25 protein-coding genes and 2 tRNA genes are annotated in these 25,800 nt (G+C 59.1%); 10 read left to right on the top strand and 17 right to left on the bottom strand.

Translation table 11 applies throughout. The annotated features are described in order from the left end of the window. Positions 1-219 precede the first annotated feature (219 nt). The 4 genes from DWX58_RS01735 (at position 220) to DWX58_RS01720 (ending at position 5,679) form a co-directional block, all read left to right on the top strand. Positions 220-1,512, top strand: coding sequence for an adenylosuccinate synthase (locus DWX58_RS01735; protein ID WP_118641256.1), 1,293 nt, complete (start codon positions 220-222; stop codon positions 1,510-1,512). 83 nt (positions 1,513-1,595) lie between these two features. After that, positions 1,596-3,467 (top strand): S41 family peptidase, encoded by a 1,872-nt coding sequence (locus tag DWX58_RS01730; RefSeq protein ID WP_118641254.1) that lies wholly within the window; start codon positions 1,596-1,598, stop codon positions 3,465-3,467. 49 nt (positions 3,468-3,516) lie between these two features. Next, positions 3,517-4,716 carry a CobW family GTP-binding protein gene (locus DWX58_RS01725; RefSeq protein ID WP_118641252.1) on the top strand — a complete coding sequence of 400 codons (1,200 nt, stop codon included), beginning with the start codon at positions 3,517-3,519 and terminating at the stop codon, positions 4,714-4,716. Positions 4,717-4,731: 15 nt separating this feature from the next. After that, positions 4,732-5,679, top strand: a complete 948-nt coding sequence (locus DWX58_RS01720) for a GTP-binding protein (RefSeq protein ID WP_118641250.1) — start codon at positions 4,732-4,734, stop codon at positions 5,677-5,679. Between the two features lie 76 nt (positions 5,680-5,755). Here DWX58_RS01720 and DWX58_RS01715 read toward each other — a convergent pair whose 3' ends face one another. The 12 genes from DWX58_RS01715 to DWX58_RS01660 form a co-directional block, all read right to left on the bottom strand. After that, positions 5,756-6,280: a hypothetical protein gene (locus tag DWX58_RS01715; RefSeq protein WP_147382221.1), complete on the bottom strand. Its 525-nt coding sequence runs from the start codon at positions 6,278-6,280 to the stop codon at positions 5,756-5,758. A gap of 83 nt (positions 6,281-6,363) precedes the next feature. Further along, on the bottom strand, positions 6,364-6,729 hold the full coding sequence (locus tag DWX58_RS01710; RefSeq protein ID WP_118641246.1) for a type II toxin-antitoxin system PemK/MazF family toxin: 366 nt from the start codon (positions 6,727-6,729) through the stop codon (positions 6,364-6,366). A 257-nt stretch (positions 6,730-6,986) separates the two neighbouring features. Further along, the gene (alr, locus tag DWX58_RS01705; RefSeq protein WP_118641244.1) at positions 6,987-8,129 is read right to left on the bottom strand and encodes an alanine racemase; all 1,143 of its coding nucleotides are present in this window, start codon (positions 8,127-8,129) and stop codon (positions 6,987-6,989) included. Further along, positions 8,089-8,694 (bottom strand): hypothetical protein, encoded by a 606-nt coding sequence (locus tag DWX58_RS01700; RefSeq protein WP_199648635.1) that lies wholly within the window; start codon positions 8,692-8,694, stop codon positions 8,089-8,091. The genes alr and DWX58_RS01700 overlap by 41 nt, the downstream gene beginning before the upstream one ends. A 53-nt stretch (positions 8,695-8,747) precedes the next feature. Further along, positions 8,748-10,445 carry an NAD(P)H-hydrate dehydratase gene (locus tag DWX58_RS01695; protein ID WP_118641242.1) on the bottom strand — a complete coding sequence of 566 codons (1,698 nt, stop codon included), beginning with the start codon at positions 10,443-10,445 and terminating at the stop codon, positions 8,748-8,750. Positions 10,446-10,606: 161 nt separating this feature from the next. Next, positions 10,607-11,284, bottom strand: coding sequence for a ribonuclease III (rnc, locus tag DWX58_RS01690; protein WP_118641240.1), 678 nt, complete (start codon positions 11,282-11,284; stop codon positions 10,607-10,609). A gap of 55 nt (positions 11,285-11,339) precedes the next feature. Beyond that, positions 11,340-11,573 carry an acyl carrier protein gene (gene acpP, locus DWX58_RS01685; RefSeq protein ID WP_118641238.1) on the bottom strand — a complete coding sequence of 78 codons (234 nt, stop codon included), beginning with the start codon at positions 11,571-11,573 and terminating at the stop codon, positions 11,340-11,342. Positions 11,574-11,803: 230 nt separating this feature from the next. Continuing rightward, entirely contained in the window at positions 11,804-13,015 is a 1,212-nt protein-coding gene (gene rpoD, locus DWX58_RS01680; RefSeq protein ID WP_243093225.1) for an RNA polymerase sigma factor RpoD, read from the bottom strand. A 110-nt stretch (positions 13,016-13,125) separates the two neighbouring features. Then, a complete protein-coding gene (gene dnaG / locus DWX58_RS01675; protein WP_118641234.1) occupies positions 13,126-14,892 on the bottom strand; it encodes a DNA primase in 1,767 nt (588 codons plus the stop codon). Positions 14,893-15,635: 743 nt separating this feature from the next. Then, positions 15,636-16,637: a deoxyguanosinetriphosphate triphosphohydrolase gene (locus DWX58_RS01670; RefSeq protein ID WP_118641232.1), complete on the bottom strand. Its 1,002-nt coding sequence runs from the start codon at positions 16,635-16,637 to the stop codon at positions 15,636-15,638. A gap of 160 nt (positions 16,638-16,797) precedes the next feature. Continuing rightward, complete coding sequence (locus tag DWX58_RS01665) at positions 16,798-18,132, bottom strand: Na+/H+ antiporter NhaC family protein (protein WP_118641230.1); 1,335 nt, start codon at positions 18,130-18,132, stop codon at positions 16,798-16,800. A gap of 139 nt (positions 18,133-18,271) precedes the next feature. Next, entirely contained in the window at positions 18,272-18,640 is a 369-nt protein-coding gene (locus DWX58_RS01660) for a desulfoferrodoxin family protein (RefSeq protein ID WP_118641228.1), read from the bottom strand. Positions 18,641-18,806: 166 nt separating this feature from the next. Between DWX58_RS01660 and DWX58_RS01655 the strand changes: the two genes are divergently transcribed. Continuing rightward, positions 18,807-18,880, top strand: a tRNA-Gly gene (locus DWX58_RS01655). A gap of 190 nt (positions 18,881-19,070) precedes the next feature. On the opposite strand, the gene DWX58_RS01650 is transcribed toward DWX58_RS01655, so the two are convergent. Together DWX58_RS01650 and DWX58_RS01645 are read right to left on the bottom strand one after the other, a co-directional pair. Further along, a complete protein-coding gene (locus DWX58_RS01650; protein WP_118641226.1) occupies positions 19,071-19,655 on the bottom strand; it encodes a cytidylate kinase-like family protein in 585 nt (194 codons plus the stop codon). A gap of 109 nt (positions 19,656-19,764) precedes the next feature. Beyond that, positions 19,765-20,229: a low molecular weight protein-tyrosine-phosphatase gene (locus DWX58_RS01645; protein WP_118641224.1), complete on the bottom strand. Its 465-nt coding sequence runs from the start codon at positions 20,227-20,229 to the stop codon at positions 19,765-19,767. Between the two features lie 798 nt (positions 20,230-21,027). Between DWX58_RS01645 and DWX58_RS01635 the strand changes: the two genes are divergently transcribed. Beyond that, on the top strand, positions 21,028-21,687 hold the full coding sequence (locus DWX58_RS01635) for a Crp/Fnr family transcriptional regulator (RefSeq protein WP_118641220.1): 660 nt from the start codon (positions 21,028-21,030) through the stop codon (positions 21,685-21,687). Between the two features lie 9 nt (positions 21,688-21,696). Here the strand turns inward: DWX58_RS01635 and DWX58_RS01630 are convergent, their stop codons facing one another. Continuing rightward, positions 21,697-22,272 (bottom strand): 4Fe-4S binding protein, encoded by a 576-nt coding sequence (locus DWX58_RS01630; RefSeq protein ID WP_118641218.1) that lies wholly within the window; start codon positions 22,270-22,272, stop codon positions 21,697-21,699. Further along, the gene (locus DWX58_RS01625) at positions 22,269-22,481 is read right to left on the bottom strand and encodes a 4Fe-4S binding protein (RefSeq protein WP_118641216.1); all 213 of its coding nucleotides are present in this window, start codon (positions 22,479-22,481) and stop codon (positions 22,269-22,271) included. The genes DWX58_RS01630 and DWX58_RS01625 overlap by 4 nt, the downstream gene beginning before the upstream one ends. A gap of 300 nt (positions 22,482-22,781) precedes the next feature. Here DWX58_RS01625 and DWX58_RS01620 point away from each other — a divergent pair. Further along, positions 22,782-22,870, top strand: a tRNA-Ser gene (locus tag DWX58_RS01620). Positions 22,871-23,210: 340 nt separating this feature from the next. On the opposite strand, the gene DWX58_RS01615 is transcribed toward DWX58_RS01620, so the two are convergent. After that, a complete protein-coding gene (locus DWX58_RS01615; RefSeq protein ID WP_158579185.1) occupies positions 23,211-23,543 on the bottom strand; it encodes a tyrosine-type recombinase/integrase in 333 nt (110 codons plus the stop codon). A 935-nt stretch (positions 23,544-24,478) separates the two neighbouring features. On the opposite strand from DWX58_RS01615, the gene DWX58_RS01610 reads away from it, so the two are divergent. The 3 genes from DWX58_RS01610 to DWX58_RS01605 are packed head-to-tail and all read left to right on the top strand — an operon-like array spanning position 24,479 to position 25,544. Then, positions 24,479-24,901: a hypothetical protein gene (locus tag DWX58_RS01610; RefSeq protein WP_147382219.1), complete on the top strand. Its 423-nt coding sequence runs from the start codon at positions 24,479-24,481 to the stop codon at positions 24,899-24,901. Beyond that, positions 24,901-25,047 carry a hypothetical protein gene (locus DWX58_RS15175; protein WP_158579184.1) on the top strand — a complete coding sequence of 49 codons (147 nt, stop codon included), beginning with the start codon at positions 24,901-24,903 and terminating at the stop codon, positions 25,045-25,047. The genes DWX58_RS01610 and DWX58_RS15175 overlap by 1 nt, the downstream gene beginning before the upstream one ends. Positions 25,048-25,088: 41 nt before the next feature. Next, on the top strand, positions 25,089-25,544 hold the full coding sequence (locus DWX58_RS01605) for a hypothetical protein (protein ID WP_118641210.1): 456 nt from the start codon (positions 25,089-25,091) through the stop codon (positions 25,542-25,544). The last annotated feature ends 256 nt before the right edge of the window (positions 25,545-25,800 follow it).

The following is a 25,800-nucleotide window of genomic DNA, read 5'->3' as shown; positions in this document are numbered from 1 at the left end:
CCTGTTTTTTCCACCGCGGCCGTCTGTCTCCCAGACGGCCGCGGCTTTGTTTTTGTCTCTTTCCTGCCGCCTGCGTTTTTCCGGGAAAATGTTCCCCTCTCCGCTGCTTTTCCCCTTGCCAGAGGCAAAAAAAAGAAGTATAATGTTTTTGTTGCGTTATGAGTCGGATAAGGCAAATCCGCACCGCGGTTGCGAATCCCGACCCACGGAGGTAACACTATGGTAAAAGCAATTGTAGGCGCCAACTGGGGCGACGAGGGCAAGGGCAAAATCACCGACATGCTGGCTGAGCAGTCCGATGTGGTCATCCGCTTTCAGGGCGGTGCCAACGCCGGACACACCATCATCAACGATTACGGCCGGTTTGCTCTGCACATTCTCCCCTCCGGCACATTCTATCCCCACATCACCAACATCATCGGCAACGGTGTGGCTCTGGATGCCAAGAAGCTGGTCAACGAGGTGAAAAGCATCACCGACCAGGGCGTCCCCGCCCCCAACCTCATTGTCTCGGAGCGGGCTCAGCTTCTGATGCCCTACCACGTGCTTCAGGACACCTATGAGGAAGAGCGGCTGGGCGGCAAGGCCTTTGGCTCCACCAAGAGCGGCATCGCCCCCTTCTATTCCGACAAGTATGCCAAGATCGGCATTCAGGTGTGCGACCTCTTTGATGAGGACCGCCTCCGCGAGCGGCTCACTGCCGCCCTGTCCATCAAGAACGTGCTCTTTGAGCACCTCTACCACAAGCCCGCTCTGGATGTGGACGAGCTGATGGCCCAGCTTCTGGAGCTCCGTGAGGACATCCGCCCCTACGTCGGCGACGCGGTGGGCTTTGTTCACGACGCCCTGAAGGCCGGCAAGACCGTCCTGCTGGAGGGTCAGCTGGGCTCCATGAAGGACCCCGACCTGGGTATCTTCCCCCTGACCACCTCCTCCCACACTCTGGCCGGCTTCGGCTGTGTGGGCGGCGCGGTGCCTCCCACCGCCATCGAGGACGTCATCTGCGTCACCAAGGCCTACTCCTCCTCCGTGGGTTCCAGCAAGGAGCCCTTCGTCAGCGAGGTCACCGGCGAGGCCGGAGACGAGCTGCGCCGCCGCGGCGGTGACAAGGGTGAGTTCGGCGCCACCACCGGCCGTCCCCGCCGTGTGGGCTGGTTCGACGCCGTGGCCACCAAGTACGGCTGCATGGTCCAGGGCGCCACTCAGGTGGCTCTGACCTGTCTGGACGTGCTGGGCTATCTGGACGAGATCAAGGTGTGCACCGGCTATGAGATTGACGGTCAGATCACCGACCGCTTCCCCACCACTCCCGCCCTCATGAAGGCCAAGCCCGTCTTCACCACTCTCCCCGGCTGGAAGTGCGACATCCGGGGCTGCACCGATTACGAGGCGCTCCCGGACAACGCCAAGGCCTATGTGGACTTCCTGGAGGCCCACATCGATGCCCCCATCACCCTGGTGTCCACCGGCCCCAAGCGCCATGAGATTACCCACCGCACCCCCAAGCTGTAATCTTATCTTTTTTCACGCCGGATGCCACCTGGTGGCATCCGGCGTGTGTACACCCCAACCGATTCCGGTACAAGGAGAACACCATGAGAAAAGTACTTGCTTCCCTGCTGGCTCTGTGCCTGTCCCTCTCCCTGTGCGTGGCCCCCGCGGCCGCTCTGGAGCTGGAGGACGCCAAGGAGCTGCTGAAAACCTACTACGTGGACCCCATCTCCGATGATGTGCTGGCCAAGGAGTCTCTGGATGAGATGCTGGAGGCCCTGGGCGACCCCTACACCGTCTACCTCACCGCTGAGGATTACCAGAAATTCCTCTCCTCCGTCAACGGAGACACCGTGGTGGGCATCGGCGTGTCCATCCAGAACGTGTACGAGGACGGCTTCCAGATCATGTCCATCCTCCCCTCCTCCCCCGCCCTGGAGGCCGGTCTGGAGGCCGGAGACCGGATCATTGCGGTCAATGGGGAGACCCTGACCGCCTCCTCCAACATCAGTGCCCTCATTACCGGCGAGGAGGGCACTCAGGTGACCATTACCGTCATCCGCCTCTCCGACGGCCAGCAGGTGGACTACACTCTCACCCGCCGCTCGGTCCAGATTCCCATCGTCACCTATGAGCAGGTGGGGGATGCCGGGTACATCGACTGCACCAGCTTCGGCGGGAGCACCGTGTCCACCGTGGAGGAGGCCCTCACGGAGCTGAACGACGACGTCTCGGTGTGGATCATGGACCTGCGCAGCAATCCCGGTGGCACCACCGAGGCCGCGGCCGGCTCCGCCGGCCTCTTCGTGGGCAGCGACATCATGGTTTATTTCCGGGACGCCCAGGGAAACTATACTTACACCTACACCACTGAGGCCTGCCCCGACCTGACGGACAAGCCCCTCATCATACTCACCAGCCCCTACTCCGCCAGCGGCTCGGAACTCTTTGCCTCCGACGCCCGGGACCACGGCTTCGGCATTGCCATCGGTCAGCGCACCTTCGGCAAGGGCATTGCCCAGTCGGTCTTTGACGAGAACAACCGCCCCGACCTCTTTGACGGGGACGCTTTGAAGGTCACCACCTACCGCTTCTACTCCCCCGACGGCGCCACCAACCATGTTGTGGGCATTCTCCCCACGCTGCTCATCTCCATGGAAAACACCCCCGCCGCGTCCCTGCTACTCTCCACCCCCAAGCCCACTCGTGCAGAGGGACACCTGAAGCTGGAGCTGGCCGGCTTTACCTTCTACCTGGACCAGGAGGAGGCCGTGAGCGAGACCTACAAGGACGCCTTTACCGAGCTTCTGGAGGCCCTGCCTCCCTCCGCCGTGCTCTATCAGGGCTCCGGCTCCTCCACCTGGAAGGAGATCGAGCCTGCTGACCTGGCCGCGAAGCTGGAGCTGGACTACACCGGCCGCACCTTCCCCGACATCGCGGACAGCCCCTTCCGGGAGGAAATTGAGACCCTGACCGCCTATCAGCTGCTCAGCGGCTATGAGGACGGCGGCTTCCACCCGGAAAACACCGTCACCCGGGCGGAGTTCTGCGCCATGATCGCCACTGCGCTGCACCTGTCTCCCACCGGCTCCGCGCCCACCTTCACCGACGTCAGCTCCTCCGCCTGGTACGCCCAGAGTGTGGCGGCCATGGCCTCCCGGGGCTTCGTAGCCGGCTGCGGAAACGGCACCTTCCTGCCCAACGCCACCATCACCTATCAGGAGATGGTCACCATTCTCTCCGCCGTGGCCGCCTGGTGCAGCATGGAGGGTTACTCCCTGAACCAGACCGAGCTGAGTGCCCCGGAATGGGCCGAATACCACGAGTATGCCGACTGGGCCCAGGTGCCTGCCCGCAACCTCAACGAGCTGGGCGCCCTGGTGGGCGACCTGGCCCCCACCGATCTGGGCACCCGCGAGGTGGCTGCCGGTATGCTGTGCTCCCTCATGGAGGGCATCCACCTGCTGTGGAACTAATCTGTTTTCCCGCATTTATGCTTAATTTTTGAAAGGATCTGACCACTGTATGACCAAGATTGACATTATCTCCGGCTTCCTGGGGGCCGGCAAGACCACCCTCATCAAGAAGCTGCTGGACGAGGCCTTCAAGGGCGAAAAGATTGTCCTCATCGAGAACGAGTTCGGCGAGATCGGCATCGACGGCGGCTTTCTGAAGGACGCCGGGGTGGAGATCACCGAGATGAACTCCGGCTGCATCTGCTGCTCCCTGGTAGGTGATTTCGGCGCCGCCTTGAAGAAGGTTTTGACCGACTACGCCCCCGACCGCATCATCATTGAGCCCTCCGGCGTGGGCAAGCTCTCCGACGTCATTGCCGCCGTGGAGCGTGTTCAGCAGGAGGAGCCCAACCTCCACCTCAACAGCTTTGTCACCGTGGTGGACGCCACCAAAGCCAAGGTGTATATGAAGAACTTCGGCGAATTCTTCAACAACCAGGTGGAGCACGCCTGCGCCATCCTCCTCTCCCGCACCCAGAAGATGGACGAGGGCAAGCTGAACGCCGCCCTCCACCTGCTGCGGGAAAAGAACCCCAAGGCCGCCATCCTCACCACCCCCTGGGACCAGCTCACCGGCGCCCAGATTCTCTCCGCCATGGAGGGCGGACACTCCCTGGCCGAGGAGCTGATGGAGGAGATTGAGCACGAGCATCACCACGATCACGACCACGATGACCACTGTGACTGCGGCTGCCACGACCACGACCACCATCATCACGATCATGACCATGAGCATGAGCACGAGCATCATCACCATGATCACGATCACGAGCATCACCACGACCACGAGGGCTGCTCCTGCGGCCACCACCACACCCAGGAGGAGCTGGACGCCATCCACGCCGAGCTGGGCTGCGAAGGCGCCTGCAACAGCTGCGACCTGTGCGACAGCTGCATCCACTCCACCGCCCACCATCACCATCACGCCGACGAGGTATTCACCTCCTGGGGCCGTGAGACGCCCCGGAAGTACAGCCGCGAGGAGCTGCAGGACGCCCTGGCCTCTCTGGCCATGAGCGAGGACTACGGCTATGTTCTCCGTGCCAAGGGCATGGTCCCCTGCGACGATGGGCAGACCTGGCTCCACTTCGACCTGGTGCCCGAGGAGTTCCAGATCCGTGAGGGTGCGGCCGACTACACCGGCCGGCTGTGCGTCATCGGCTCCGATTTGAAGGAGGACCAGCTGGAGAAGCTGTTCCTGCTGGCCTGATGGGAGGACGTTTCCATGCCTGATTCCCGTATTCCCCTTTATGTCATCACCGGCTTTCTGGACAGCGGAAAGACCACCCTGCTCACCGACACCCTGAACATGGACTACTTCAACGACGGCCAGCGCACCGTCCTGCTCATGTGCGAGGACGGCGAGGAGGAGTATGACCAGCAGCAGCTGTCCCACCGCAACTGCCGTCTCATTCCTGTGGAGGACCAGGAGCAGTTGACCACCTCCTTCCTCCAGGAGATCGACCGGCGCTACCAGCCTGAGCGGGTGCTGCTGGAGTTCAATGGCATGTGGCCCATGGACATCCTGCGGGATCTGAAGCTGCCCAAGGGCTGGGGTCTCTATCAGTCCATCCACGTCATTGACGGTACCACTTTTGAGATGTACCTCAACAACATGCAGTCCATGATCATTGACCAGGTCTCCGAGGCTGACATAGTTCTGTTCAACCGCTGCACCCCGGACATGCCCATGTCCGGCTGGAAGCGCTCCATCCGGGCTGTGAACCGCATGTGTGAAATCGTCTTTGAAGACGAGAAGGGAGAGGAGCTGGAGGTGGAGGATATCCTCCCCTACTCCCTGGAAGAGCCCCACATCACCCTGGAGGACCCGGACTATGGCATCTGGTACCTGGACATCCAGGAGCACCCGGAGCGCTATGTGGGCAAGACCATCACCTACAAGGCCCAGGCCATGACCGGCATGCGTCTGCCCAAGGGTACCTTTGTGCCCGGGCGCAACGCCATGACCTGCTGTGAAGAGGACATCCGTTTCTTCGGCTTCCTGTGTAAGTATGATAAATCCCGCTCCCTGAAAAAGGGGGAGTGGATCACCGTCACCGCTGAAATCCGCTGGGAGGAGGCCTCTGTCTACGACGGCGAGGGAGTTGTGCTCTACGCTCAGAGCGTGGAGAAGGCCTCCCGACCGGAGGACCCCCTGGTTTACTTCCGCTAAGCTGAGACAAACAAAAAAGAAGGACTGTGCTGATTGCACAGTCCTTCTTTTTTATTGTTCATATAATCTCCCGGAATCAGGAGACCTTATATCCGCCCCGCACCAACAGCTTGACCGTATCCGCCGTAGGCTTAATGGTCCGGTCGGCGATGGTGGCCATATAGAGGTGGTTTTTGGTCAGGGACGCGCCATTATTGATGGTTCCGCCCGTGGACACGTCAATAAGAGCAGGGCTGGTGCCGGCAGTCACCGTGGCGGTGCCCACCCGCAGCATCACTTCGCAGCCCACCTCCAGGGCCATGGTCTGACCTTTGCTCAGGGTGACCAGGGTGTAGGAAGCGCTGCTCCCGCCGCCCGTTCCCATGGCGGCAATGTCCTTTTTGTACTGTTCGATCTGGGCGGAGAAGGTGTTTTTCAGCTCATTCTGCCGGGCAGCGGCCTTGGTCTCCACCTGGCTCACCACGTCGGGGATAACGGTCTGGTCCAGATAGCTCTTGGTCACCAGAGGATCGCTCTGATCTCCCGCCGCGGCCAGGGCCGCGCCTCCGCACAGGGTGGTCAGGGCCAGGGCCGCGCACAGAGCGGTCCACTTCTTGCTCATTTTCATCATATGTACTCCTTTGCTCCGGGCTTGGCCCTGATTCTCCTATGTAGGAGCCGCCCTGGGGCGGCTCCCTGACTCTGCTACACCATGGTTTCCGGGTGCAGTCCAAAACTGACGGCAATGGCGGTGTCCACCTGCTTCATCACGGCTTCGTCCACACGCCCCATTTTCTCCCGCAGCCGGCGCTTATCCAGGGTCCGCACCTGCTCCAGCAGGATAATGGACTCCTTGGGCAGGCCGCAGTTCATCGGGGAGATGGAGATGTGAGTGGGCAGGCGGGCTTTCCCCGTCTGGGAGGTGATGGCTGCGGCGATGACCGTGGGACTGTGGCGGTTTCCGGTGTCGTTCTGCACGATGAGCACCGGCCGCACGCCCCCCTGCTCGCTGCCCACCACCGGGCTTAAATCGGCGTAGAAGATGTCGCCTCGTTTCACACTGTTGTCCACGTACGTTCACACTCCGCTGGAAGATAGTACGCGTTACAGGCCGAAGAAGGGTCTATGTAACGCTGTACTATGAGTCTCCCACGCGGCGGCGGGGTTTATACCTGCTTTTCCAAAAACCCGCCGCCTCTTCGCCCCCGGAGAAGGGCACTTCTCCGCGGCTCCGACTTATCCTATGTAGGACGGCGGCGGTCGGTCACGGCCATGGACGGGCTTCCGGCGGTCTTGTCCCCGGCTTTTGGGGGCGCGGAGCCGCCCATTCAACCCTGGTTTTCCAGATAGACCCGGGAAACTCTGGGTGAGACGTCGCACAACAATTCGTACACAATGGTCCCGCACAGCTTGGCGGCTTGCTCGGTGAGGCCGGGACCGTACACCGTGGCCACATCCCCCGCCTCCACCTGGGGCAGGTCGGTGACATCCACCATGCACATATCCATGCAGATGCGGCCCACAATGGGACACTGCGTTCCGCGGATCTCCATGACCATCTGGTTGGACAGCTGCCGGGGATAACCGTCCCCGTAGCCGATGGGCACCACGGCCAGGCGGCTGTCCCGGGCCAGAGTTGCGGTGCAGCCATAGCTGACGCAGGTGCCGGCCGGCAGGCTGCGCACGGCGGCGATGCGGCTTTTTACCGTCATCACCGGCTGCAGGCCCGGCCCGTCCAGCCCCTCTAGCTCCGGGGCGGGATAGTAGCCGTAAAGCACGATACCGGGACGGATCATGTCCATATGGGTACAGGGGTATTGTAACACAGCAGCGCTGGCGCCACAATGGCAAATTTTAAAGGCCACGCCCCGGGCCTCCAGAGCCGCCTTGGCGTCCAGAAACTTCTCCAGCTGGGCCATGGTGTAGCCTTCGTTTCCATCGGCATCGGCGAAGTGGGTGAACATCCCCTCCGCCTCCAGTCCGGGCAGAGCACACAGGGTCTGAATGTCATCCAGAAGGGTGGCATTGTCCTCCCCTGCTCTCCAGAGAAAGCCCAGACGGCTCATGCCTGTATCCAGCTTGACATGGATCTTCAGGGTCTTTCCCGCCTTCTGGGCTGCCTCAGACAGGGCCCGGCCGGTGGCCAGGTCCTCCACCATCTGGGTGATGTCCCACTCCAGAAGCTCCCCGGCCATCTGGGGCGGGGTCTGCCCCAGGCACAGGATGGGCAGGGTGATGCCCGCCCGGCGCAGCTCCTCTCCCTCGTCCACGGTAGCCACCGCCAGCATATCTGCTCCCAGGGCCTGGAGCTTCCGGGCCACCGGCACCGCTCCATGGCCATAGGCGTTGGCCTTTACCAGACCCAGAAATTTACACCCCGCCGGGGCCATGGCCCGCAGGGTATGGTAGTTGTGGGCCAGAGCGTCCAGATCAATCTCCGCCCAAGTTCTCCACAGATTCTTCTCCTCCATGGGTATCCCTCGATTCCTTTGTAAAATCGGTAAATTCACATTGTATCACCCGGAACCCGTCCAGGCTGATCTCCCCCTGTACCAGAGCGTGGCTGTCCGCGTCAAACCACAGGGAGGTCTCAGTTCCTTCCCCCGGTTCTCCCTCCGGGTCACTGCAGTCCACACGCAGCATGCCCTCTTCCTGATCCAGGAAGACGGCGGTGATATAGCCGCTGCGGACTGTCTCCAGCAGCACCGGGATGGCGGACACAGGGGTCAGGCCGTCCCCATTGAGAGGGCCAGTCTCCAGCATCACGCCGTCGTACTCCAGCAGGCTCTCCCCGTCCTGCAGCCGGGCCGTCACGCCCGCCACCGTCTCCGGGGCAGTGAGGGTCAGGGTCGTCTCAGCGCCGTCCCAGGCGGCCTCCAGCTCATACTGGTACACCCGCTGCCCGTAGTCGGCAGTGATGACAGCTGATGTGCTCCAGGGCGCTTTCTCCAGGTATTCCCCCCGGATGACCAGGGCCAGTTCCTCTCCCTCGCTTGACTGTGCCGGGCCGCAGCCCGAAAGCAGCAGGATCATCATTGGTACGCAAAGCAGCAGCCTGCGCACAACACATACCTCCGTATTCCTTTGGTTCAGGGTTCCTTCATCTGGTTTTCCTTCAACACTTCCGGAAGGGTTTCCACCAGGTCACCGGGCAGCATGGCGTACTCCCCCAGCCGCTGGGCGCACCGGTCCCCCGTTTTTCCGTGGAACCACACCGCCCAGGCAGTCATCTCCGGGATGCCCTCCGGCTCCGGCCCCACCAGGTGCTTCTGGCCCAGTATAGCGGCAATCATGCCGGCGAGTACATCCCCCGAGCCTCCCTTGGCCATGCCGGGGTTGCCCGTTCCGCAAATCCAGCACCGGCCGTCCGGCCCGGCGGTCACTGTTCCCCGACCCTTCAGTACCAACGTACAGCCGTGGGCCCCGGCAAAGTCCCGGGCGGCAGCCAGCCGATCCCGCACCGGCAGGGAACCCCCCGTCAACCGGGCAAACTCCCCAGCGTGGGGGGTAAGAATGGTGGGAGCACGCCGTTTGTCCAAAACATCTATATGCCCGCACAGGGCATTTATGCCATCGGCATCCAGCACCACCGGAATATCCAGATCCTCCAGCAGCCGAAGCACCCGTTCTTTGGCCTCCGGTGCCTGACCCAGACCGGGACCGACGAGGGCCACATCACAAGAGGCGGCTTTGGTAAGAATGTCTTCATAGCGCTCCGGCAGCGGGAAGGGCATGGCCTCGTCACACTTGACGGCCACAATGGGGTAGATGCTCCGGGGCACCCCCAGGAACACCAGCCCCGCCCCAGTGCGCAGGGCAGCCCGGGCGGCCAGCACCGGCGCACCGGTATAGCCCTCGCTGCCGGCCAGCAGAAACAGCTTTCCAAAATCTCCCTTGTGGGCGGCGGCCGGGCGGTGGGGCAGCATGCAGTGCATGTAGTCGGGCATGATCGCCGTCACGCTAAGCCGGTTTCCCACTGTAGACCACACCAACTCATCGGGAATGCCAATGTCCTCCACCCAGATCTTCCCGGCCAGGGCGGCTCCCTCTCCCATATAGAGCCCGGGCTTGGGGCAGGTGAAGGTAACGGTGGCTGTGGCCCGGACCGCCGCGCCCAGTACCTCTCCCGTATCCCCGTCCACCCCGGAGGGAAGGTCGCAGGCCACCACAGGGTGTCCGCCCCGGTTCATCCACTCCACGGCAGTGCGGAAGATCCCCTCCAGGGGGCGCTTCAGCCCCACGCCGAACAGAGCATCCACCAGGCAGTCGCAGGTGGACAGCCAGAAGTTTATCCTCTGGTCCTCCGGCTCAAAGGTCTCCAGACTGCCTCCCGCAGCCAGCAGCTTCTCCTCCATGGCCCGCTCGTCCGGGGTCATCTTGGCCCGGTCCCCCACCAGGAAGGCCCGCACCCGGTAGCCCGCCTCCAGCAAAATGCGGGCGGCAGCTACGCCGTCACCCCCGTTGTTGCCGGGGCCGCAGAACACGCCGATGCGCTGGGTGGGGTCGGTGTTTCGGGACTCCACAATCTGCCGCAGTTTCTCCGCCTCCTGCTGCTCCTCCGAAGTAAGCTCCTCGCCCTCCGCTTTCAGCACACAGCAGGAAACGGCACCGCCAATGGCGCCTGCCGCTCCCTGTTGGGACTTCTTTGGCAGGCCCACCCGGTTGACCACTTCCTGGGCCACCGCCCGGGCGGCGTTCTCCATCAGCTCCAGAGAGGGGATTCCCCGCTCCTGGATGGCAATGCGGTCCAGTTCCTTCATCTCTGCCGTTGTTGCGGCGTAATGCACAGCACTCACCCTCCCGTTCCGGCCATTTGTTTTCTGCTATTGTACCACTTGCCGCGCCATTCTTGTACCCCTGAAACGCAAAAAATAATGTTCCGCCGCGGCCCTTTCCCGGGAAAAGAGAAACGCCCCTCAGGCCGCAGCCTGAGGGGCGCCATTGCCCGTTATCCCTTGTTTTTCAGCAGTTCAATGGCCGCCTTGGCTGCCATCTGCTCGGCTTCCTTCTTGCTTCTACCGGAACCAGAGCCCACGGCCTTGCCGTTCAGGTCCACTTCCACAAAGAAGCGCTTGTCGTGGTCGGGACCGGACTCACCGGTGAGGCGGTAGCCAAGCACCTGTCCGCTCTCCCGCTGGACCAGCTCCTGAAGGGCGGTCTTGTAGTCCCGGGGCTTGGTCAGTCCGGCGACCTCCCGGCTGAGAATATACTTCTGGATGATCTTTCGGGCCGATCCAATGCCGCCGTCCAGATACACCGCCGCCAGCACGGCCTCCACCGCGTCAGCCCGGATGGAGGGACGGTTTCGGCCGCCGCCGGCCTCCTCCCCTTTTCCAAGGCGCAGGTACTCTCCCAGGTTCAGCTCCTGGGCCACTTCCACCAGGCTCTCCTCACAGACCAGAGCCGCACGGGTGCGGGTCAGCTCCCCTTCCGGCAGGTCCGGGTGGTTGCGATAGAGGTGGTCGGCCACTACCATACCCAGGACGGCGTCACCCAAAAACTCCAGCCGCTCATTGCTCTGCAGTCTGCCCTGGCTCTCGTTGGCGCAGGAGCTGTGGGTCAGTGCATTTTCCAACAGGCTGATGTCCGCAAAGGTATAGCCCAGTTTGCTTTCCAATGTTTTCATTCGTATCTCCCTCGGGCAAGGCAAAGCTCCGCTCAAGGCGGAGCTTTCCGTGTAATCAGTCAATTTTATTCTGAAGGAAACGAACCAGGTCACCCACCGTGGAAATGGAGGACGCCTCTTCCTCGCTCAGCTCGTCGATATCGAATTCCTCCTCCAAGGCCATGGACAGGTCAACAATATCAACCGAATCGGCATTCAGGTCATCGGTAAAGGAGGTCTCCATGGTGATGGAATCCTCATCCACGTTGAATTGCTCTGCGATGAGCTCTTTCAATTTCTCAAAGATCATACCTCGCTGCTCCTTTTGCTTGTGCTGTAGTAGACTTCTTTCCTTACTATATGCAGAAACTCTCTGACTGTCAATAGGATTTTCCATTTTTTACGCTTTGACAAATGGTCACTTTCCCGCCTCAAAGCAAAACGTCCCGTTCACCTCGCAGGCGGCCTGTTTTCCGGTTTTCCTTTGCCTATAGCCCAAACCGCACAGGGCTTCCCGACCATTTAGCAGGCCCGGCGATATCAGTTCAAAAAGTCCTTCAGCTTTTTGCTCCGGCTGGGATGTCTCAGCTTGCGGAGGGCCTTGGCCTCGATCTGACGGATACGCTCCCGGGTAACGTTGAATTCCTTGCCCACTTCCTCCAGGGTACGGGTGCGGCCATCCTCGATGCCGAAACGCAGCTTGAGCACCTTCTCCTCCCGGGGGGTCAGGGTGGACAGCACCTCCACCAGCTGCTCCTTGAGCAAGGTGAAGGAGGCGGCCTCCGCAGGCTCGGAGGCGTCCTCGTCGGGGATGAAGTCGCCCAGATGGCTGTCCTCCTCCTCGCCGATGGGGGTCTCCAGAGAGACGGGCTCCTGGGCGATCTTCAGAATCTCCCGCACCCGCTCCACAGGCATGGACATCTCGGCGGCAATTTCCTCGGGGGTGGGGTCGTGGCCCAGTTCCTGAAGGAGCTGACGGGAGACTCGGATCACCTTATTGATGGTCTCCACCATGTGTACAGGGATGCGGATGGTACGGGCCTGGTCGGCAATGGCACGGGTAATGGCCTGACGGATCCACCAAGTGGCGTAGGTGGAGAACTTATAGCCCTTGGTGTAGTCGAACTTCTCCACCGCCTTGATAAGGCCCAGGTTGCCCTCCTGGATGAGGTCCAAAAACTGCATGCCGCGGCCCACATACCGCTTGGCAATGGACACCACCAGACGCAGGTTGGCCTCGGCCAGGCGCTGCTTGGCCCGCTCGCCCCGCTTGATGGCGCGGTTCAGCTCCGTGCGCACCTCGTCGGGGATCTCCTCGCCGGACTTCTCCAGCTCCTCCATCTGCTCCTTGGCAGCCGCGCCGGAGACCATGTCCTGGGCCAGCTGAATCTCCTCATCGGAGGAGAGCAGGTTCACCTTGCCGATCTCCTTGAGGTACATGCGCACCGGGTCGTCGGTGCCGAAGGAGTCCACCATGGAGTTGGGGTCCACGATCTCCTCCTCGGAGATCTCCTCCATGGCCTCCAGAGGGGGCTCCACATCGTCGGGCAGCTCGGGCATATAGTCCTCGCCCACGGTGTCGATGCCCAGATTCTCCAGGGTGTCGTAGATCTTGTCCATCTGCTCGGCGCCCAGGTCCATATCCTCCAGCACATCCAGCAGCTCAGAGGAGGAGAGGTTCCCCTTCTTCTTGCCCCGCTCGATGAGTTCAGCCAGCTTTTCCGCACCGGCCACACCCTCGACCACCTTCATAATCTCGACCTTACCGGTCTCCATCCGGGCCTGCATCTCCGCCTGCTTGTCCATTTTTTCCTTCTGTTCGGCGGTGATGGTGTGTACAACTCCGGTTTTCTTTGTCGTGCTCATGGTTTTTCCTCCATATATGCTTTCTTCTCTTGATATCGTCTTTGTGCAGCCCGAAGCAGGTCATCTCCGCTCCCCGCGCTACTGCGCAGGAGCGCCTCTCGGCGGATGACGGCTATGTAGTCCGCCATGGCCTGCCGGGCGTTGGCTGCCGATTCCGGCTGGGCGGCCACCTGGGCCAGATGGTCCATCTCGTCGCCGGTGAATTCCTCCGCCAGCGCCGCCAGATGGAGGGACAATCCCTCCTCCGCCCGGGCTTTCAGCCGGTCATAGGCCCTGCCCAGCAGAGGCGAGGAAAATTCCGCCCCGGTCAGCCCCTGGGCCTCCCTCAGAAGGTCCGGGTCCAGCAGAAGCAGCCGCAAAACGCCCTCCTCCGCCCGGGCAGAACGGATATTTTCATAGCGCAGACCTCTGGAGCGAGGCTGCATCTGGCTGGCGGGAGACAGGTCCCGCCGTTCCTGCTGTTTTTTCTCCCTGCGCAGGCGGACCTTCAGGGCGCGGTTAATTTCCTGGGCCATGGTCTCCGGGGAAACCCCTGCCGTCTGGGCCGCATGGCCGCCGTAGATTTCCCGCTCCACTGCGCTGTGCAGCCCCGCCAGCATCTGGGCGGCCTCCTGGAGAAAGGCCACTTTCTGGGTGTCATCCTCCAGGTCAAATTTCTGCCGCAGCTGGTCCAGACGGTAATCCACCTGGTTTTCACTCTTGTCCAGCAGACGTGCAAAGGCATCCCGGCCATATTTTTTAATAAACTCGTCCGGGTCCTTGGCCCCTGTCACCCGCAGCACCCGTACCTTCAGCCCGGCCTTCTCCAAAATGGGAATGGCCCGCTGAGCGGCTGCCACACCGGCTCCATCCCCGTCGTAGGAGATGATAGCCTGTTTGAAGTACCGGGAGAGGAGCTGGGCGTGCTCCTCGGTGAGTGCAGTCCCCAGGGAGGCCACCGCACTGTCAAAGCCCGCCTGGTGAAGGGAAATGGTATCCATATACCCCTCCGTCAGGATGACCCGGTCTGCCTTGGTCTTCTTGGCAATGTTCAGGGCAAAGATGTTCCGGCTTTTGTTGTACACCGGCGTATCGGGGGAGTTGAGGTACTTGGGGGTGGAATCATCCATCACCCGCCCGCCAAATCCAATCACATTGCCCCGCACATCGATAATGGGGAACATCACCCGATTTCGGAAACGGTCGTAAATCCGGCCGTCCTTATTGTTCACCGCCAGACCCGCATCCAGCAGGTCCCGCTTGTCATATCCCTGCTTGCCTAGCTCCCGAATGAGGGCATCCCAGCTGTTGGGCGCAAACCCCAGCCCGAACCGGGTCAGGGTAGCCTTGGACAGCCCCCGCTTTTGCAGGTAGGAAAGTCCCTGGGCCCCCTCCGGGGAATAGAGCCAGCTGTGGAAGGCCCGGGCCGCCTGGCGGTTGAGCTCCAGCAGCTTCTCCCTCCGCTGCCGGGCATCGGCAGAGGGACCCACCGACTCGGGCATCTGCATCCCCGCCCGCTTGGCCAGCACCTCCACTGCCTCCCGGAAGGAGAGGTTCTCCAGCTCCATCACAAAGTTGATGGCGCCGCCGCCCTTTCCGCAGCCGAAACACTTGTAAATCTGTCGATCCGGAACCACATGGAAGGAGGGAGTCTTTTCACTGTGGAAGGGACAGCAGCCCCAATAGCTGCTCCCCTTTTTGGTCAAGCGCACCGACTCGGACACCAGGTCCACCAGGTCCGTGCGGGCAATCACTTCATCCAAAAACCGCTCAGGTATGGCCAAAAAGCCTCCTCCTCTCCCCAAAAACAGGGTTTACCTCCCTATTTTTAGCCATTTTTTCCGGAAATTATCCGACTCTCTCCCTATTTCACCGTTCAGCCCATGGGGATAAACAGCTCCTTGAACCGCTCCACAGCAAAGGGATCGGTCATGCCGTATCCCACGGGGCGCAGGCCCCGCGGGGGCCCTTTTGATTTTAATCCTCGGGGCGGAGTGAATCCGCCCCTCCGGAATCCGCGCCTGAGGCGCGGATTTCCGGCGCTTATCGCGCCGCCCCACTGTGTGGGGGCCCACATCGCCGGCCTTACTTCACCGTCCAGCCCATGGGGATAAACAGCTCCTTGAACCGCTCCACAGCAAAGGGATCGGTCATGCCGTATCCCACGGGGCGCAGGCCCCGCGGGAGCCCTTTTGATTTTAATCCTCGGGGCGGAGTGAATCCGCCCCTCCGGAATCCGCGCCTGAGGCGCGGATTTACGGCGCTTATCGCGCCGCCCCACTGTGTGGGGCCCCACATCGCCGGCCTTACTTCACCGTCCAGCCCATGGGGATAAACAGCTCCTTGAACCGCTCCACAGCAAAGGGATCGGTCATGCCGTATCCCACGGGGCGCAGGCCCCGCGGGAGCCCTTTTGATTTTAATCCTCGGGGCGGAGTGAACCCGCCCCTCCGGAATCCGCGCCTGAGGCGCGGATTTACGGCGCTTATCGCGCCGCCCCACTGTGTGGGGCCCCACATCGCCGGCCTTACTTCACCGTCCAGCCCATGGGGATAAACAGCTCCTTGAACCGCTCCACGGCAAAGGGATCGGTCATGCCGGCGATGTAGTCACACACCGCACGGTCCACGCCCTCCTCCGCCCGGATGAACTGGAAATCGTCGGGCAGCTCATCGGGATTGTTTCGATAATACTCAAAGAGCATCCGAAGCATGTCCTGAGCCTTGCCCTCCTCCCCCTTGGCCAGGGGATTGGTGTACACGCTTTCAAACATGAAATCCTTCAGAGTCTGCATGGCCTCGCCCACCTGGGGGGACTGACGGATTTCCTTCTGTCCCATACTGGCCTGGATGGCGTCCTGGACCAGGGTGTCGATGCGTACACCGTGGGTGAAGCCCAGGATATTGGAGGCCTCCAGGGGGATGTCAATAGGGTAAATGATTCCCCCCCGCAGGGCGTCCTCAATGTCGTGATTGATGTATGCGATGTGGTCCGCCAGCCGGACCACCTGTCCTTCCAGGGTAGCGGCGGGCGTTCCCTTGGTATGGCAGAGGATGCCGTTGCGCACCTCCCAGGTGAGGTTCAGTCCCTCGCCGTTCTTCTCCAGGCGCTCCACCACCCGCACCGACTGCTGATAGTGGGCAAAGCCACCGGGCATGAGGCTGTTCAGCGCCCGCTCTCCCGCGTGGCCGAAGGGGGTGTGGCCCAGGTCGTGCCCCAGGGCGATGGCCTCGGTCAGGTCCTCGTTGAGCTCCAGCGCCCGGGCAATGGTCCGGGCAATGCGGGTGACCTCCAGGGTATGGGTCATACGGGTGCGGTAGTGGTCCCCCTCCGGCTGAAGAAAAACCTGAGTCTTGTGCTTCAGCCGCCGGAAGGCCTTGGAGTAGACAATGCGGTCCACGTCCCGCTGAAAGGGGGTCCGAACCGGGCATTCCTCCTCTGGGCGCTGCCTTCCCTTGGTCTGTGCCGACCGGCAGGCGTACGGAGACAACTGCTCCTCCCGTTTTTGAATCTGTTCGCGCAGTGTCATGTCCGCGTCCTCCTTTCCCGCAGTACAAGCTATTTATCTTATACGCAATCGAGGGGGGAATTCCTTCTTTTACAGAAAATTTTTTTTCTGTTTTCCACGCAAAAGGACTGCCGCGGAACAGGGACCGCGGCAGTCCTGTGGATTTGCTTCAGCGGATCGCTTACTTTCCCTTCTTACGGCTGCCCAGCAACACGATGTACACCAGAGAGCTGACGGCCAGCAGGAAGGGATAAAACAGATTGGGGATGATCTCAAAGGCGGACACGCCGCTGCCCAGCTCGGTAGCGGTGGACACCGCAATGAGCATCTGAGCACCGTAGGGGATAATCCCCTGGAAGACGCAGGAGAAGGTATCCAGCAGAGAGGCCGACTCCTTGGGAGTGATGCCATACTCCTGGCTGATCTCCTTGGCGATGGGACCGGCCATCACGATGGCCACCGTATTGTTGGCAGTGGCGATGTCCATGGCGCCCACCAGCAGGCCCACGCCCAGCCGTCCGCCCACACCGCCCTTGAACACCCGGCGGATAAAGGCCAGCAGAGCGGCAAAGCCGCCGTTCTCCCGGATGAGACCGCACATGGCAGAGACCAGGACGGTAACCATAATAGTCTCAAACATGCCGGAGGCGCCGGAGCCCATGCTGCTCAGCAGGCTCATGGCGTCCACGGTCCCGGTGGACAGAGTGATGAGCACCCCGGAAATCACGCCCACCAGCAGCACCACAAACACGTTCAGTCCGAAAACGCCGCCCACCAGCACCAGCACATAGGGAATGAGCAACAGCAAGTTATACTCGGGAATTTCCAAATGGCCCACACCTGCGTTGAAGGAGACAGCCAGAATCAGCACCAGCGTCACCAGAGCCGCCGGGAGGGCGATCTTGAAGTTGGCACGGAACTTGTCCCGCATCTCACAGCCCTGGGTGTTGCAGGCGGCAATGGTGGTGTCGGAAATAAAGGACAGGTTGTCGCCGAACATGGCGCCGCCCATCACCGAGCCGATGCACAGAGGCAGGGAAAAGCCGGAAACGTTGGCCACAGCCACGGCAATGGGAGTAATCAGGGTGATGGTACCCACCGAGGTACCCATAGCCACCGACACAAAGCAGGCCGCCACAAACAGCACCGCCACCGAGGCCCAGGCCGGGGTAATGGACAGCAGGAAATAGGCCACCGCCTCGGCGCTGTCCCGGCCAGTCACGCCCACGAACACGCCGGCCACCAGGAAGATGAGAATCATGGTCATGATGTTTTTGTCGCCTACGCCCCGGGCCATCACAGCCAGCTTATCATCAAAGCTCAGCTTCCAGTTCTGCAGGCAGGCCACCAGCAGAGCCACCATAAACACAACGACAATGGGAATGCTGTAAAAGCCCATCCCGATCTTCAATACATATTCAAATACAATACCCATCCCTAAATACAACACCAAAAATACCAGGATGGGCAGCAAAGCTGCGGGATTGCTGCGCTTTGCACTTCCCTTGGAATCCATAACAGGACCTCCCCTTTCTTTTTAACACGTGGTCTATTGTAGGGACATTTCTCCTCCGTGTCAATGTATCTTTCCGCGAAAAAGCGAAAAAAAGGCCGGCTTTTTTCCAAAGCCGGCCTTTTTCGTTATTTCCTGGCGCTCAGGCTTTCCAAAGCCCATGGAGGTTGCAGTACTCATACACTGCCTTGACCTCCTCGCCCTCCGCCAGCGCAAAGCTGGCCTGGGGCGCCTGTCCGGGCTGCAGATATTTGATCTGGCTTCCCTGATTGGTCTCTAGGGCAATCCACTGGATATAGTGCTCCGCCATCATGGGGTGCTCCACAGAGCCCACCTTCACCAGCACAGTGCTGCCGGTACGCTCCACCACAGGGACGTGCTTCTCCAGCGCGGCATCCACCGTGCCGGGTACCAGCTCGGTCATCTTCTGGCCGCAGCACATCACAGGCACACCGGTATTCTTAATCATGGTAATAATATTTCCGCAATGCTCACATACATAGAATTTCATATTATCAGTAACTCCTCTCATTACTTTTATTTTATTATACTACATCTCTACCGCAAGTGCAAGCCATTTCTTTTCAATTTCATGGGTTTTCTTCCCCTTTTTTCCTGTTATTTTTTGCTTGCAAAGGCATTTGGTTTATGGTATAGTATAAAAGCTAATTTGATTTGCAGGTGTAGTTCAATGGCAGAATGTCAGCTTCCCAAGCTGAACACGGGGGTTCGATTCCCCTCACCTGCTCCACGTCGGAGTAAGCGTCGCATCGCTTGCTCCGACTTATTTTGTCTTTCAGCGCACACTGACAATCAAAACTCCCCGGGAATCTCGAACACAAGGATTTCCGGGGAGCTTTTTTCGTTCATCGCGACGCCCGTCTTAAAAAATAAGCAAACTGTTGTTGACAATCTTTATGCCCGCGCCAGCTTATTTCCGCTTAATATACCTTCTCAATCAAATCCACACAGGTCTCAATGCCCAGCACACCGCTGTCCAGTGCCAGATGGTAATTGCGCACATCGCCCCACTCACAGTCGGTATAGCATTTATAATAGGCCGCCCGGCGCTTATCCTTATCCTTCAGGCGCTTTACCGGCGCCTCGTCCGTCTCTCCGTAGAGACGAACAATGCGTTCCGCCCGCTTCTCCATATCCGCATGAACAAAAACCTTCAGGCAGTCGGCCGCATCCTTTAAAATATAGTCTGCACAACGCCCCACAATGACACACGGCCCCTGCTTCGCCAGATCTAAAATGATCTCTCTCTGACACATCCAGAGATAGTCCTGGGTGGACATGCCTTTGGCCGATCGGTCCGCAAAAGCATTGAAGAACCAGCTCCCGTGGGCCGTGTACTCCCCCTTCTCCTGAATGAACTCTTTGGTGAAGCCGCTCTGTTCGGCAATTTTTTCCACCAGAGTCTGGTCATAGCAGGGGATATTCAGCCGCTGAGCCACTTGCTTTCCAATGGTTCTTCCCCCGCTGCCAAATTCCCGGCTGATGGTAATAATGCGATTCTTCATTTCCAGCCCTCCCTTACACCTTCCTGTAATATGGAAATCGGTACGCGTCTGTGGTCCGCCAAACCAGCCGCAGGCCGCGCACGAAGCAGCGCATACTGCCAAGTTTCTCTTATGATCGGCACCGGGTCAGGTAGGACAGCAGTCCCTCGCAGCCCTCCAACACATCCCGATAAGTGGTCTCAAAATCTCCCGTGTACCAGGGGTCGGCAACCTCTCGCCCGGGATGCTGGGAATAGTCCATGAGCAGGTGGATTTTTTCCTCCGGGTCTCCCCCCAGCATCCGCTTCATGTTCTGCAGATTCCACCGGTCCATGCCCAGAAGGAGATCGTAGTCCGCGTAATCCTCCCTTTTCAACCGAACGGAGCGCTTTCCCTCACAGGAAATGCCATGGCGGGCAAGCTCCCGCCGGGCCGGCGAGTAAACCGGATTGCCGATCTCCTCCGTGCTAGTAGCCGCAGAGGCAATCTGAAACTGCCCCTCCAGCCCTGCTTCCCGCACCAGATTTTTCATCACAAACTCCGCCATGGGAGAGCGGCAGATATTGCCGTGACATACAAACAGCAGTTTTGGCATCCGCAGAAAACCCCTTAAATTCATACATTTTGTCTGTTACATTCATGATAACGTCCCACCAAGTTTTTGTCAACGCGCCCCCAGCAGTTGCCTGCTTTCCTGTTCTCTCTTGCTGCCTGAACGGAGGTCTATGTTGTAAACGTGGTTCCGCCACCGTCCAGGCAAAAGAACATAACGTGTTCCCCCAAGCAACCGACTTTTTTCAGAATCCCTTTACAAGGACATAGTCCTCATCCCGAGCCACCCAGACCAACCTCCCTCGGGTCTCCAGATCCCCCGGTCCGCTCTGTTCCGTTTGTCTGAGGTATTTTTCCCGGTTCAGTTTCACCCAGCACCGCTTCCACATGCTCCAGCACTTGCTCCGGTGGGGAGCATCTCTCCGCATCCCGCAGAAGGCATCGGCGAATGAATTGAAAAAACGTAATGTATGACATGTATAGGACCTCCTCTCACTGCGGCTTACATAAATATAGTGCCAAAGAGAGTCCGTTTGGTTTTATAAAATGATTCTTTCTAAAATCCCGCTCTCCACTGAGGTGTATTCATGAGACGCGTTTAGCTCTGTATTGCTTTTCCATCCCAACCATAGGTGTCTCCTTTATCATGTATCCAAATCCATCTTTGGGGCGTCCCTTCCAGCGATCCTTTGATTCTGTTTTCATAGCGAAAGAGGCACCGTAGAAACGATGCCTCTCCCCGAACTTTATCACGCTATATAATCTGCTCCGCCTGAAATTGACAGTGGAAACAAATCCATTTATACTCAAACATGAATCACAAGGAAGGGAGGACATAAGAATGTCTGTTTCCGATTACATCCCGTTTTGGAATAAGCTGACTCCGTCTCAGCAGGATCGCCTTACCGCAGCGGCGATCAAGCGCCAGGTCCGGGCAGATACAGTGGTGCACAACGGCTCGGCCGACTGTCTGGGCCTTCTGCTCCTGGAATCCGGTCAGCTGAGAGTCTTCATTCTCTCCCCCGAGGGGCGGGAGATCACCCTCTATCGTCTTTTTGAACGGGATATGTGCCTGTTCTCCTCTTCCTGCATGATGTCCAGCATCCAGTTCGACGTCACCATCCAGGCGGAAAAGGACACCAGCTTCTGGGTCATCCCCCCCGATGTGTACAAGGCCCTGATGGAGGAATCTGCCCCCGTGGCCAACTACACCAATGAGCTGATCAGCAGCCGCTTTTCCGACGTCATGTGGCTGATGGAGCAGATTCTATGGAAGAGCTTTGACCGGCGCCTGGCGGGATTCCTGCTGGAAGAAAGTGTCCTGGAACAGTCGGATCTGCTCCATCTGACCCACGAGAAGATTGCAAACCATCTGGGTACTGCCCGGGAGGTGGTCACCCGCATGCTCCGCTATTTTCAGAGCGAGGGCATGGTCACCCTGTCCCGGGGGACCGTGGAGCTGACCGACAAAAAGCGTCTCATGCAGCTGAGCAACCCTTAAAGTGCCCGCTCACTCTTTTCCGCTGTTTCTCGCCTTGCAGATCAGCCGCGTCATGGTGCCCATGGGACAGAACACGCACCAGGCCCTGGGCTTAAAGAGGACCATAACCAACAGGCCAAGCACCGTGGAGGTCAGCATGACGCTGTAAAAGCCCAGCGCAAACTGAGCCACCCACGGGGTGACAGCGGCAGGCACCGCCCAGTGCCAGGGCAGCTTGAAGGTCCACAGCAGAGTTACTGCGCCGCCCAGTTCCCTGGCTCCCGAGAATACCAGCCAGGTAACCCACAGCATCTGGAAAAACATCACGAAAAAGAACACCAAAAAGCCGTAGCGGAACCACTTTTGCTTCATCCAACGGGGGATATCCCGCTTCCGAGACAGCCCAAAGCGGCCGCCCAGAAGAGAAAACAGCTGTCCCCGTCCGCAGTATCGGTTGCAGTAGGCCTTATTGCCCCCCACCACCGCAATAATCAGAGGGATGAAGAAACACAGCAGCCCCAGCCAGGCAAAGAGGATGTTGAAAAAGCCGAGGGTCAGATAGAGCGCGGATGCAATCCACAAATAATCATACCAGCGTTTCTTCATTGTTCCGCCTCCCTCAATTCAATGATCGATGCGGGGCATCCCTTTACACATCGGCCGCAGCCCACGCACTTTGCCTCGTCTACCCGGGCCGCGATTCCCCGGAACACCTGAATCGCTCCCAGGGGACAGGCCTTGACACAGCATCCGCAGGCCACACAGTATGACGGATCTACATAGGCCTTTGGCCGTGCTCTCCGTACCACTTCCATGTTCGTTCCCTCCTGATACCATAGTGCGCTCATCTTACCACACTTCCCCCTCCCTTACTGTAACCTTGTCACACAACGCCACGGCTGGACGCGGAAAAGAAAATACGGAAATCTTGCGGAGAAATCTTGATTTTCACCCCGGTGTCTGGTATTCTTAATTTTAGCCGCTTTCCGTACACCGGTTATCGGAAGCGGAAGGGTTCTCTCGCGCAAACCATATGGAGCGGCATCGAAGTGGTCATAACGGGGCTGACTCGAAATCGTGTGACATTCTCCCCAATCACCCCAACAATTTTATATGGAAGCGTATCGAAGTGGTCGTAACGAGCCGCACTCGAAATGCGGTTGTCCGCAAGGGCACGTGGGTTCGAATCCCACCGCTTCCGCCAGAAAAGCCCCAGAAACGGTTGTTTTTGGGGCTTTTTTCTATCCTTTTGCACGGGGTACCGCTGGTGTGTTGCCCGGCTGCTTTGTTGCCCGGTGCAGGAAGTTATGCCCCAGATCGCGACTGGTTTTTGACCCTGAAAACGCCGTTTGTTGCCTGAATTGTTGCCCGGTTGTGCTAAAACCGGGTGAAAACGAATGGGAACTTATAAAAAGTTACGGGGAATTCGGGTCGGGATTTTCTGAGACCTCGGCAGGCAACAGCACTGTTTCGTGGTACAATTTCAGCACCGCCAGCTTGCGTTCCCGGCGTACCTCCACATAACGGGCGGTAACAATGTTGACCTATGTGGTAAAGCCCAGACTTTTTGCGATTCCTTCCAGCGTGTGGCCCAGAATCTCACTGACGGTATAGTAATCGCCGGTGAGCTGGTGCATATTGGTTGCCGCTGCGTGTCTGAGATCGTGGAAACGGTTGTGGGGCAGCCCGGAACGACGCACCACCTGTCCGAACTCATTGGACAGCTTGTCCCGCCGGTAGGGGCTTCCGTCCGGCTTGGCATACACCAGATCGTTGTTATAGTAAGGGGTGCCGCTGCTGCGGCACGGGGCCTTCTGCTGCTCCTGTATCTCCTTCTGACGCAGGAAGAACCGCAGAGAGACCTCCGTAATGGGCAATGTGCGGCCCTGGCTCGCCTCCTTGGATTTTCCCCAAACCTCGTGTACCCCCTTCTCCAGCCCATATGGATACAGTGGGTGATCGGCTGCGGAAAATACGCAAAGCCAGGGGCTATACGCAAAAATATGTCGCAAAGCAAGCATGAATGCACGAGGCACTCTATCGCCGTTACGCGCATGGAGATCGAAATTCAAAGGAATCTACACTGATAAAAATTGCTCAAGTGCTAGAGGTTGATCCAATGGTTTTTCAAAATGTTTCAACTAGCATTTTCGACTCTCTACCAGCACTTCTGTATAATTTTTCCGATCAATGCAGAGAAAATCTTTAAATCATAGAATCAGATAGCTCTTACCATATTGTAATTAAAAGTGGTGGGCCATATGCAGATAAAAGGAATGACACCTTGAAGGTAATAAAAAACAAGCAGAAAACACTTCCACCAGAAGAATTTCAGACATGGTTGTTGTTGAGCACGCAGGTTTCTATTTTCTTTCAAGCAATCAAGGAAAGGCGGAAATCAGCGAAGCAAGACGGCAACTAGTTTCCAGTTGTTGTCTCAGTCACTATGTAAAATAAAACAGCAGAGATAGTATACCCTTTTTGCCTAGGAAAAGCACGAGGGCCCCTGGGGCAGGGATGCAGCCCACTCCCGATCCTTTTGAGAACACCGTGTAGGCCCGCCCTGCACAGTGTTTTATTTTCCCAATACAGAGCCAACAGCCCTAAAGAAAGGATCTGTACTTATGAAAGAAAACCAGTTTGCCATCCACAATAACCCCAAGGGTCAGGAACTCTGTCGTTCCATCTCCGGCAACTTCCAGCGCTTCCCCGAGATCATCAATAAGTTTGTAGACGACGCCCTCTCCAACTTCCAGGCCACCAGGCCTGAACAACGCCGAGTGGAGATCCGGCTACGTCAGTGGGAGGATTTGTGGATGTCTCGGTGGTGGACATGGGCACTGGCATCCGGGACATCCACGCCGCCCTCATCCTGGGCAGCCGCTCGGGCGGCGAGACGGCCCTGAACGAGCTTAAGCACGCCTTGGCCAGCGTCTGTGAGGACGGCAGCTGGAGCATCCAGACCCGCACGCCGGAGGACAACGCCCAGGACCGCCACCTGGTAGTACAGGGTCCCTACCGCCTGAGAGATGCCCCCATAACTGGCCGTTATCTGTCGGGATACGGAATCCTGATGGGCCCTACCGGCACCGTCGTTTTTCTTACCTGCACCCGGGACTTCTTTGCTACCATCCGCGCCGCCGGCGACCGGACGTGCAAGACTTTTGAGGCCCTGGTGGACATTCTTCTGGAGGAACTGGGACATACTTATGCCCTATTCTGGATGACGGCGTGATGGAAGTGGCTGTGGTGGTTGGGGACCAAGTTTCCCCTGTAGAGCCCGTCTTCCCTTACTGGGAGCTGAACAGCATCCACGATATCCTGCCCACCGACCTGGACCTGAACAGTGGACCGGTGAGCGTTCGCGCTGCTGGGGCCTAATCCATCCGGTCAAGGACAACCATCTCTACTACCGGGACAACATGGAATTCAGCGGTGTGGAGATCCGGTGCAACGGCCGGTTGATGGAGCGCGGCCTGGACAAGCGCATTTGGAGCAAGCAGCTCCACCTCAGCCGCAACCACTTCCTGATGGTGGTGGAGCTGACGGCGGATCAGCCCAGATCCCTTCCCCCCACCTGGCCCACCAAGACCGGTTTCCGGGATGGAGATCCCCGGCTGGAAAAGCTCTTTGCCTGGCTGCGGGCCAATGTGACCCCGATGGCTCCCAGGGAGAGCGTGGAGAAGCGGCTGACCCGTGCCTTGGCACAGCAGAAGCAGGCGGAGCCCGATGTGCTCCGGGTGGCGTTGGAGGAGAGCACCTATTGCTCTCTCGACCTGCGGGTAAAGATCTGTTTGTCAGCCGGGATCAGACGAAGGTGTATGAGTCCAAGAAGGGGCCCGGCAAGACCGCGGCCGGACTCAGGCAGTTCTGGCTGAGCGGACTCGACTGTCTGCCACCTACCTTAGTCATATAGAACATGGGCGCAAGCAGATAAGCCTGGAAGCCCTGGTTCAGATTGCGACAGCTTTGGATCTTCCGCTAAACCAGCTTCTGGAGCTTCCTGACAGTAGGAAAGGCGCATTGGCACAACAGAAAGCAATTTTCCGGATCGGCGCTGTCGTCCGGCAGATTCTGAACGAAAACGGTTGGCAATCAGGAAAAAGATGGGAGAGCGCCACAACAACGCCAATA

This window comes from Pseudoflavonifractor sp. AF19-9AC (genome assembly GCF_003478995.1).
Lineage (GTDB): Bacteria > Bacillota > Clostridia > Oscillospirales > Oscillospiraceae > Lawsonibacter.
The sequence above is the reverse complement of the archived record's forward strand: the minus strand, read 5'-3'. Positions and strand labels throughout refer to the sequence as shown.

Bases quoted from the DNA above. Each gene is read 5' to 3' on its own strand.
- DWX58_RS01715 (WP_147382221.1), bottom strand. From the start codon at position 6,280: ATGAGCAAGAAGTGGACCGCTCTGTGCGCGGCCCTGGCCCTGACCACC.
- rpoD (WP_243093225.1), bottom strand. From the start codon at position 13,015: ATGAAGGTGGTCGAGGGTGTGGCCGGTGCGGAAAAGCTGGCTGAACTC.
- DWX58_RS01650 (WP_118641226.1), bottom strand. From the start codon at position 19,655: ATGAAGAATCGCATTATTACCATCAGCCGGGAATTTGGCAGCGGGGGA.
- DWX58_RS01725 (WP_118641252.1), top strand. From the start codon at position 3,517: ATGACCAAGATTGACATTATCTCCGGCTTCCTGGGGGCCGGCAAGACC.
- DWX58_RS01630 (WP_118641218.1), bottom strand. From the start codon at position 22,272: ATGAAGAAACGCTGGTATGATTATTTGTGGATTGCATCCGCGCTCTAT.
- DWX58_RS01720 (WP_118641250.1), top strand. From the start codon at position 4,732: ATGCCTGATTCCCGTATTCCCCTTTATGTCATCACCGGCTTTCTGGAC.
- DWX58_RS01605 (WP_118641210.1), top strand. From the start codon at position 25,089: ATGGAATTCAGCGGTGTGGAGATCCGGTGCAACGGCCGGTTGATGGAG.
- DWX58_RS01645 (WP_118641224.1), bottom strand. From the start codon at position 20,229: ATGCCAAAACTGCTGTTTGTATGTCACGGCAATATCTGCCGCTCTCCC.
- DWX58_RS01700 (WP_199648635.1), bottom strand. From the start codon at position 8,694: ATGATGATCCTGCTGCTTTCGGGCTGCGGCCCGGCACAGTCAAGCGAG.
- acpP (WP_118641238.1), bottom strand. From the start codon at position 11,573: ATGATCTTTGAGAAATTGAAAGAGCTCATCGCAGAGCAATTCAACGTG.
- DWX58_RS15175 (WP_158579184.1), top strand. From the start codon at position 24,901: ATGGAAGTGGCTGTGGTGGTTGGGGACCAAGTTTCCCCTGTAGAGCCC.
- DWX58_RS01670 (WP_118641232.1), bottom strand. From the start codon at position 16,637: ATGACACTGCGCGAACAGATTCAAAAACGGGAGGAGCAGTTGTCTCCG.
- DWX58_RS01730 (WP_118641254.1), top strand. From the start codon at position 1,596: ATGAGAAAAGTACTTGCTTCCCTGCTGGCTCTGTGCCTGTCCCTCTCC.
- DWX58_RS01635 (WP_118641220.1), top strand. From the start codon at position 21,028: ATGTCTGTTTCCGATTACATCCCGTTTTGGAATAAGCTGACTCCGTCT.
- rnc (WP_118641240.1), bottom strand. From the start codon at position 11,284: ATGAAAACATTGGAAAGCAAACTGGGCTATACCTTTGCGGACATCAGC.
- DWX58_RS01665 (WP_118641230.1), bottom strand. From the start codon at position 18,132: ATGGATTCCAAGGGAAGTGCAAAGCGCAGCAATCCCGCAGCTTTGCTG.
- DWX58_RS01735 (WP_118641256.1), top strand. From the start codon at position 220: ATGGTAAAAGCAATTGTAGGCGCCAACTGGGGCGACGAGGGCAAGGGC.
- DWX58_RS01625 (WP_118641216.1), bottom strand. From the start codon at position 22,481: ATGGAAGTGGTACGGAGAGCACGGCCAAAGGCCTATGTAGATCCGTCA.
- DWX58_RS01660 (WP_118641228.1), bottom strand. From the start codon at position 18,640: ATGAAATTCTATGTATGTGAGCATTGCGGAAATATTATTACCATGATT.
- alr (WP_118641244.1), bottom strand. From the start codon at position 8,129: ATGGAGGAGAAGAATCTGTGGAGAACTTGGGCGGAGATTGATCTGGAC.